Below are 7,708 nucleotides of genomic sequence, written 5' to 3'. Positions count from 1 at the left end.
TTGCCGGGCGGGCGCGCCAGGATCTCGAGCCTCGCTTCGAGCGGATCGTCGGACTCGATCAGTTGCAGCTCGGCGGTGCCGCCGCCGAACAGATGCGAAAACAACCGTTGAAAATGGCCGTTGACCACCTCGAAGGCGGCGAGCAGCCGCTCGCGGCCTTCGCGGTTCAGGCTATGGATCGCCTGCCGCAGCTTGCGGATCGCCTCGATGATGTCGTCGCGCTCGGAGACGATGGTCTCCAGCCGGTCCGACAGTTCCTTCTGCTCCTCCTCGGCGCGCAGATTGACGGCACCGAGCCGTTCGCGTTCGACCTTCAGCCGGTCGAGCTGACGCTCGATCTCGGCCATTTCGGGCATCGGGCTGTCGGATTCGAGGCTGGTGTGGCGGATCACCAGATGCGGCGGCGTGTTCAGCGTTTCCTGGATGCGCGCCTCGACTTCCAGCCGACGCTCGTCGGCGGCGGTCAGCCGCTCTTCGGCGCGAACGCGGGATTCGCGCGCCTCGGCCAGCGACTGGATGGCAGCAGTCGCAGCCTTGTCCAGCTCGGACTGCCGGTTCTCCGCTTCCTGCAAGCGGTCGCCCGCTGCCTTGCGCAGGCTTTCGGCCTCGGCGAGCTGCGACAGCAGGGCGCGCCGCTTGGCGTCAATCTCGTCGGGAGCGTCGGCCAGTTGCTCGCGCTCGGCCTCGGCCGCTGCCTTGCGTTCGCCGAGCGCCGCGATCTGCGTCGAGGCGTTTTCGGCGCGCTCGACCCAGTTGCGCCGTTCAACGCTGATGGCGTCGAGCCGGCGCGCACGTGCCTCGGCTTCCCGCCTCAGGCCCTCGTGAACGGCACGCGCATCGGCAAGGGCGGCGCGGTCGCGGGCGACGTTGGCGGCCGACTGCTCGAGCTGCAATTGCAGATCGCCGAGATCGGGCGCGTCCTGCAGCAGCATTTCCGCCTCGACGAATGCCGCCGCCGTTTCCTCATGGCTGTCGACAATGCGTGCGCGCGCCTCGTCAAGTGCTGCACGCCGGCTCGACAGCTCGCCGCCGGCTTTTTCGGCCTCGGCCAGCGTATTGCGGGCAGCGTCGAGCCCGTGCTGGGCGTCGCGCCCGGCCTGTCGGGCGTTGCGTTCGGCCTCGCTCGCCTGGGCAAGCGCCTGTTCGGCCTGGGCAAGGGCTTGTTCAGCTTCGCGCAGGGTGCGCGTGGCATGGACTGCTTCGGCATCGAGCTCGGCCAGCCGGTTTTTCTGCGCCAGCCGCTGCGCGGCGGCGGTCGGGGCATCGGCGCTGGCGGTGAAGCCGTCCCAACGCCAGAGCGCGCCTTCGCGGCTGACCAGCCGTTGACCGGGAGCAAGCAGCGTCTGCAGCCGTCTTCCGTCGGCGGCTTCGACAATGCCGATCTGGGCCAGCCTGCGGGCCAGCTGTGCCGGCGCACGCACAACGCTGGCGAGGCTCCTTATGCCTTCGGGCAATGCGGCGTCGGCAGGCTGGATTTCGCTCTGGCCCCAATGTACCGGCGCACTGCGGTCGAGCGGCACGTCGAGGTCTTCGCCAAGCGCGGCACCCAGCGCCGTCTCGTAGCCGCGCTCGACGCTGATCTGCTCCAGCACCGAGGGAAATAGATCGCCGCTGGCGGCGTTGAGGATCTTGGCCAGCGTGCGGGCCTCGGTTTCGATCCGCGCCAGCTCGGCCTTTGCGTCCTGAACCGGTGGGCGGGCAGCATTTTCGCCTGCACGCGCCTCGGCGACCGCCTGTTCGGCGGCAATGGCGGCTGCCTCAGCCTCTTCGAGCAGCGTCAGCGCCTGATCGACCAGCAGCCGCTTCTCGGCGGGATCGGGCAGGCCGGCGACCCTGGAGACGATCTCCGACAGTTCGCGGTCGACATCGGCAAGCTGGCGGGCAAAGCGGTCGCGGCGCTCAGCGGTGTCGCGCAGCGTCCGTTCGATCTGGTTGCGCGAGGCGGCAGCCTCCGCCCGTTCGGCGGTCAGCGCGGCGAGCCTGGCCTCGCTCGAGGCAAGCGTCGATGCCGCCTGCTCGAAAGCCGCGCGGGTGCTGGCCTCGCGCTCGGCGGCGCCGGCGTTTTCGGCGTTGAGCGCGGCTTCTTCGGCGGCGAGGCGTTCGAGGATATCCGCATTGTCGCGGACCATGCGCTCCTCGCGGGCAAGGTCGCCATCGAGCTGTTGCAGTCGGCGGTCGAGCTCAGCCTGGCGGGCGCGGATGCGGCCTGCCTCTTCCTCGATCTGCGCCTTGGCGATCGATAGACGCTGGAAGGCGGCGGCGGCAGCGGCTTCCGCATCGCGCAGGTCCGGCAGCCGGTGGGCGTTGATGCCTTGTTCCCTGGCGGCAGCCATCTGGGCGGCGGCACGGTCGCCGACCAGCGCGGTGGCAATCGCCAGCGCCGAACGCGCTTCGCCTTCCTGCGTCTTGGCCAGCGTCCAGCGCAGATGCAGCAGCGTCGCTTCGGCCTTGCGGATGTCGGCCGACAGGTTCTTGAAGCGCGAGGCCTGCCGGGCCTGGCGTTTCAGGCTTTCGATCTGGCTTTCCAGCTCGCCGACGACGTCGTCCAGCCTTTCGAGGTTCTGTTCCGCCGCCTTCAGCCGCAGCTCGGCTTCGTGGCGGCGCGTATGCAGGCCGGAAATTCCGGCCGCCTCTTCCAGCAGCGCGCGGCGCGCCTGCGGCTTTGCCTGGATCAGCTCGCCGATGCGGCCCTGGCCGACCATCGAGGGCGAGCGGGCGCCGGTCGACTGGTCAGCGAACAGCAGCTGAACGTCCTTGGCGCGAGCCTCCTTGCCGTTGATGCGGTAGAGCGAGCCGGCCTCGCGCTCGATGCGGCGCGAGACCTGCAACTCGTCGGCGTCGTTGAAGGCGGACGGCGCGGTGCGGTCGCTATTGTCGAGGAACAGCGTGACTTCGGCGGTGTTGCGGGCCGGACGCGTTCCCGAGCCGGAAAAGATGACGTCGTCCATGCCGGACGCACGCATGTTCTTGTAGGAGCTTTCGCCCATGACCCAGCGCAGCGCCTCGACCAGGTTCGACTTGCCGCAGCCGTTCGGCCCGACGATGCCGGTCAGGCCGCGTTCGATGACGAACTCGCCGGGTTCGACGAAGGATTTGAAGCCGAGGAGGCGAAGGCGCGAGAACTTCATTCGCGCCGGCCCATAGCCAAGTTTCGCAAAACTGTGCCGCGGTTTTGCAAGGAGAACCCGCGGCAAGACAAAGAAGTGCGCACGCCGAAGCTACGCCGCTTCGGCGCTGCCGAAACGTCAGAGCAGAGGGTCGATGATGGCCGACATTTCCGCAATCGACATCGCCCCTTTGTAGGTCTTTCCGTTGATGAAAAAGGTCGGTGTGGAATCGACCTTGAATTCGTCGGCGCCGCGCTTCTGGACAGATCTCACATCGTCCAGAAGTTTCTGGTCCGTCAAGCAGGCCTCGAAGGACTCCTGTGTAAAACCGGCAAGCTTGGCGATTTGCAGCAGTGCGTCCTTGGTATTGTTCACACCAACCCAGTTCGCCTGCTGCCTGAACAGCACGTCGACCATCGGGAAATAGTTGTCCTTGGAGCAGCGCGCCAGCATGAAACCGGCCTCGGCGCTGGGATCGAACGGAAACTCGCGCAGTATGTAACGGGCCTTGCCGGTGTCGATATATTTCGTCTTCAGCTCCGGAAAAGTGGTCTCGGCGAAATGCGCGCAATGCGGGCAGGTCATCGATGCATATTCGACGATAGTGACCTTTGCATCGTCCTTGCCGAGCTGCATGTCGGGCAATGCGCCGGGCTTCAGCAGTGCCGCCATATCGACCGTGCCCTGAGCCTCCGGCGCCGCCGCGGCGGCCGGAGCGGCCGGCTTCGCAGGTTCCGGAGCCGCAGGCTTCACATCCTGCGCCTCGGCTTTCTCGCCCGAGTCGCTGCAGGCGGCAAGCAGCGCCACCGCTGGTATTGCGGCCAGCGAAGTCAAAAGGTTTCTGCGGGACAAGGAACGGATCATACGAATCACCTGGCAATAGTTGGATTTTGCAATGCAAAGTCTACAAAAAGCGAGAGTTGGCGCGAATTAAGGCATTACCGCCCCTATTCCAATCGCCAAATCCGGGCATACCATCACGATAGCGCGAGATCACGGTTTCTTTTGACCGAGAATGGTGGCGCCAAGCCGCTCCAGCGAGGCGCGCAGCCCGCCGTCCTCGATCAAACCAACGGTGCCTGACAGCTTCCCTTTCTCGGCCGCAGTCAGCGGCCGCAAACTGGGTTTCGGCTTGTCCTTGCCCGCCATTACCGGCTTCTGCACGATCCTGATCCGGCCGATCGCATTGAAACCGAGGAAGGCATTGACCCGGTTGATGATCTCGCCGGTCTCGTGCTGCAGATGCAGTGCCGCTACACCCTCGCAGGCAATCACCAGCACCGCCGGTTCGAAAGGATCGTCCTCATGCATGCGGCGCGGCCACTGGATCTTTTCCGGGCGCGAGCGGCCGGCAAGCCGCGGCCCGGCAATTTCTTCCCATGACTGGACTAGTCCGATCGACATACCGGCCCGTTTGCGCAGCACCGGGTCGAGGATCTCGGTTGCGAGATCGCTCACCGGAACGGGATTGCCGAAGGGCCTTTTCCCTGCCATGTGCGTTCTCCAGCTTCAGCACCAATGGATTAGGGCCGACCCTCGATCAATGGCACTGCACGACCAGACCCGCAAGGCCGTATCCGGAGACAATGTCGAGATCGCCTCCCGGCTGCTTGGCTGGTACGACGCGCATCACCGCGACCTGCCCTGGCGCGTTTCGCCGCGCGCGCTGGCGGGCGGGGCGCGGCCCGATCCCTATCTGGTCTGGCTTTCCGAGGTGATGCTGCAGCAAACCACGGTCGAGGCGGTAAAATCCTATTTCCGGGCGTTCGTGCAGAAATGGCCAACGGTCCAGGCGCTGGCGGCGGCACCGACCGAAGACGTCATGAAGGCCTGGGCCGGGCTCGGCTATTACTCCCGCGCCCGTAACCTCAAAGCCTGTGCCGATCTCGTCGCGCGGCAAGGCGGCCGCTTTCCGGACAGCGAGTCCGGCTTGAAGGAACTGCCCGGCATCGGCGCCTATACGGCGGCGGCGATCGCAGCGATCGCCTTCGACCGACCAGCCGCGGTCGTCGACGGCAATGTCGAACGGGTCGTCTCACGGCTGTTTTCGATCGCCACGCCGCTGGGCGAAGCCAAGGGCGAGATACGCGGCCAGGTCGAGCACATGGTTCCCCCGACACGGCCCGGCGACTTCGCGCAGGCGATGATGGACCTGGGCGCGACGATCTGCACGCCGCGACGGCCCCGCTGCATGCTGTGCCCCGTTCGCGAGAATTGCAGCGCTACAATCTCGGGCGACCCCGAACGCTTTCCGGTCCGCCTGCCCAAGGCCGAAAGACCTTTACGCCGCGGTGCCGCCTTCGTTGCCGTCAGGGGCGACGGCGCCGTGCTTTTGCGAAAGCGCGTCGAAAAGGGCCTCCTCGGCGGCATGACTGAGGTGCCGACGACCGGCTGGACGGCGCGCATCGACGGCGCCACCACGGAAGCGGCAGCCCCCTTCCCCGGCGACTGGCGGCGGGCCGGACGCATCGGCCATGTCTTTACTCATTTTGCGCTTGAACTCTACGTGTTCAAGGCGGACACCGACAGCGTCGCCCCGGCCGGGCATTTCTGGTCGCTGGCGCATGAAATTTCCGGGGAAGCGCTGCCGAGCGTCATGAAAAAGGTAATCGAAGCGGCGATACCGGGCGCGACGAAAAAGCAGCGGCCGCGTTGAAAGAGAGAAGAATGACTGAAATCCGCCACATCGTTTTCGACATCGGCAAAGTGCTGATCCACTATGATCCGGACCTGCCCTTCAGTCGCTTGATCCCCAATCCCGACGAACGGAAATGGTTCTTCGACAATGTCTGCACGCATGATTGGAACATCGAGCAGGATCGCGGCCGCAGTTGGGAAGAGGCCGAAGCGCTGGCGATCGCGCAATATCCCGAGCACGCCGAAAATATCCGCAATTTCCGCCGGCACTGGCACGAGATGGTGCCTCACGCCTATGAGGACAGCGTCGCCATCATGATCGGCCTGATCGACAGCGGCCATGACGTGACGATGCTCACCAATTTCGCTGCGGATACGCTCGCCGAGGCCCGCGAGCGCTTCGATTTCCTCAATCGGCCGCGCGGCGTCACCGTTTCCGGCGACATCCGCCAGATCAAGCCGGATCGCGCCATCTATGACCACCACGTCGCCGCGTTCAGCCTCGAACCGTCAGCGACGCTGTTCATCGACGACAGCCAGAAGAACGTCGACGGCGCCAAGGCGGCGGGCTGGCAGTCGGTGCTGTTCACCGATGCAAAGACGCTCAGGGCGGACCTTGAGCGTCTTGGGATCGAAGTGTGATTTGAATCGGTTCCAGCGATCCGCTGAGACTTTAAACCTTCGCAAATGCGCGGCAATCGGCCGGGTCCTGAAGGAAAAGCACTTTCGGGCTCGGATACCCCGGAGCATCGAAACGACTGTTTGGCAGAGATGCGAAATCGGATTGTTTCCGGGGATAAGTTCGGTTCGGACTGTTTTCCGAGCAGCCAACTGTCAATAATAGGCAGAGGAAGCGTCGGGGAGAGATCTGTGGCTTATTCAGTTCGGCATCAAGTATTCGTCAGCTCTACTTTCACCGACCTAAAAGAGGAACGCGCTGAGGTCATCCAAGCCATCTGGGAGCTAGATTGCATTCCCACTGGGATGGAGGCGTTCGTCGCTTCGAACGAGAGTCAATGGGATGTGATCAAGAGGGTTATCGATGAGTGCGATTACTACGTCCTGATCATCGGCGGCCGATATGGGTCGGTCGTAACCGACGAGGGCATCAGCTACACGGAGAAGGAGTACCGTTACGCCAAAAAGTCCGGCATTCCGGTGCTCGCCTTCGTACACGGCAAGCCGGAGGAAATAGCGGCTGGAAAAACGGAAAAGGACGAAACTCTTCGGAAAAAACTGGAGGCTTTCCGCGCAGAGATCATGAAGGATTATCCCGTGCGTCAGTGGTCAAGCGCTTCGGAACTGGGAGGTTTGGTATCACGATCGCTGATCCGCGAAATCAAGGTTAACCCTCGTCCTGGATGGATAAGGAACGATGGTTCGTCGCCGATTGCACTATTGGAGAAGATAAACGTCCTTACCGAAGAAAATATTAAGTTACGAGAACAGACAGAAAAAGACAAGCACCTAGATATTGACGATTCACTTGAATCTGGAAAGGATGAAATAACTCTTCACGGATTTAGAGCCTTGAGAAATAAAACCACTTGGAGCTCTGAGACTTTTCCCTGGAAAACACAAGTGTCTTGGGACTTGTTGTTTCAAGATATCGGTCCGCCTCTGATTAATGAAGCTTCCGAAGAAAATTTGAAATCCATTGTTGCCCGATTTCACGGGTGGGACGAATTGGATCGTGACAAGTATGAGGTAACTGGCTCGCCGGCCATTGGCATAGAGGCGTGGAATGAGATTTTGATTCAATTCAGGGCGTTAGGGCTGATTGAGCCCGGTGTAAAGAAGCGAGCAATCACCGATAAAGCAAGTTATTGGCGTATTACCCCTAAAGGGGACCGTCATTTGGTAAGAGACCGTTTTGAAAATCGGCTGGCTATGGGTTCCGTCTGAGGCTTGGTTGTGATTCAAGCTTTAGATGTGGACAGAGCAGAGCCGTGGCCGGATGGCCC

Annotated in this window: 6 protein-coding genes; 3 read left to right on the top strand and 3 right to left on the bottom strand. The window is 63.0% G+C overall.

The window, feature by feature from the left end; genetic code table 11:
- From smc to NKJ91_RS32930, 3 genes are all read right to left on the bottom strand, one after another.
- Window positions 1–3,128: chromosome segregation protein SMC (gene smc, locus NKJ91_RS32940; RefSeq protein ID WP_352458831.1), on the bottom strand; the 3,128-nt coding region annotated here is incomplete at its 3' end.
- 117 nt (window positions 3,129–3,245) lie between these two features.
- Window positions 3,246–3,971, bottom strand: a complete 726-nt coding sequence (locus NKJ91_RS32935; protein ID WP_023674158.1) for a DsbA family protein — start codon at window positions 3,969–3,971, stop codon at window positions 3,246–3,248.
- A gap of 129 nt (window positions 3,972–4,100) precedes the next feature.
- Entirely contained in the window at window positions 4,101–4,601 is a 501-nt protein-coding gene (locus NKJ91_RS32930) for a DUF721 domain-containing protein (protein ID WP_352458830.1), read from the bottom strand.
- Window positions 4,602–4,650: 49 nt separating this feature from the next.
- Here NKJ91_RS32930 and mutY point away from each other — a divergent pair, with 49 nt between their 5' ends.
- The 3 genes from mutY (at window position 4,651) to NKJ91_RS32915 (ending at window position 7,649) form a co-directional block, all read left to right on the top strand.
- Window positions 4,651–5,763 carry an A/G-specific adenine glycosylase gene (gene mutY / locus NKJ91_RS32925; protein ID WP_352458829.1) on the top strand — a complete coding sequence of 371 codons (1,113 nt, stop codon included), beginning with the start codon at window positions 4,651–4,653 and terminating at the stop codon, window positions 5,761–5,763.
- 11 nt (window positions 5,764–5,774) lie between these two features.
- Complete coding sequence (locus NKJ91_RS32920) at window positions 5,775–6,386, top strand: HAD family hydrolase (RefSeq protein WP_352458828.1); 612 nt, start codon at window positions 5,775–5,777, stop codon at window positions 6,384–6,386.
- Window positions 6,387–6,614: 228 nt separating this feature from the next.
- Window positions 6,615–7,649 (top strand): DUF4062 domain-containing protein, encoded by a 1,035-nt coding sequence (locus tag NKJ91_RS32915; protein ID WP_352458827.1) that lies wholly within the window; start codon window positions 6,615–6,617, stop codon window positions 7,647–7,649.
- Window positions 7,650–7,708: the final 59 nt, after the last annotated feature.

Origin of the sequence: Mesorhizobium sp. M0040, assembly GCF_040323505.1 — a bacterium.
Lineage (GTDB): Bacteria > Pseudomonadota > Alphaproteobacteria > Rhizobiales > Rhizobiaceae > Mesorhizobium.
This window is presented reverse-complemented; position numbering and strand designations above follow the sequence as displayed.

Bases quoted from the DNA above. Each gene is read 5' to 3' on its own strand.
- NKJ91_RS32935 (WP_023674158.1), bottom strand. From the start codon at position 3,971: ATGATCCGTTCCTTGTCCCGCAGAAACCTTTTGACTTCGCTGGCCGCA.
- NKJ91_RS32930 (WP_352458830.1), bottom strand. From the start codon at position 4,601: ATGGCAGGGAAAAGGCCCTTCGGCAATCCCGTTCCGGTGAGCGATCTC.
- mutY (WP_352458829.1), top strand. From the start codon at position 4,651: ATGGCACTGCACGACCAGACCCGCAAGGCCGTATCCGGAGACAATGTC.
- NKJ91_RS32920 (WP_352458828.1), top strand. From the start codon at position 5,775: ATGACTGAAATCCGCCACATCGTTTTCGACATCGGCAAAGTGCTGATC.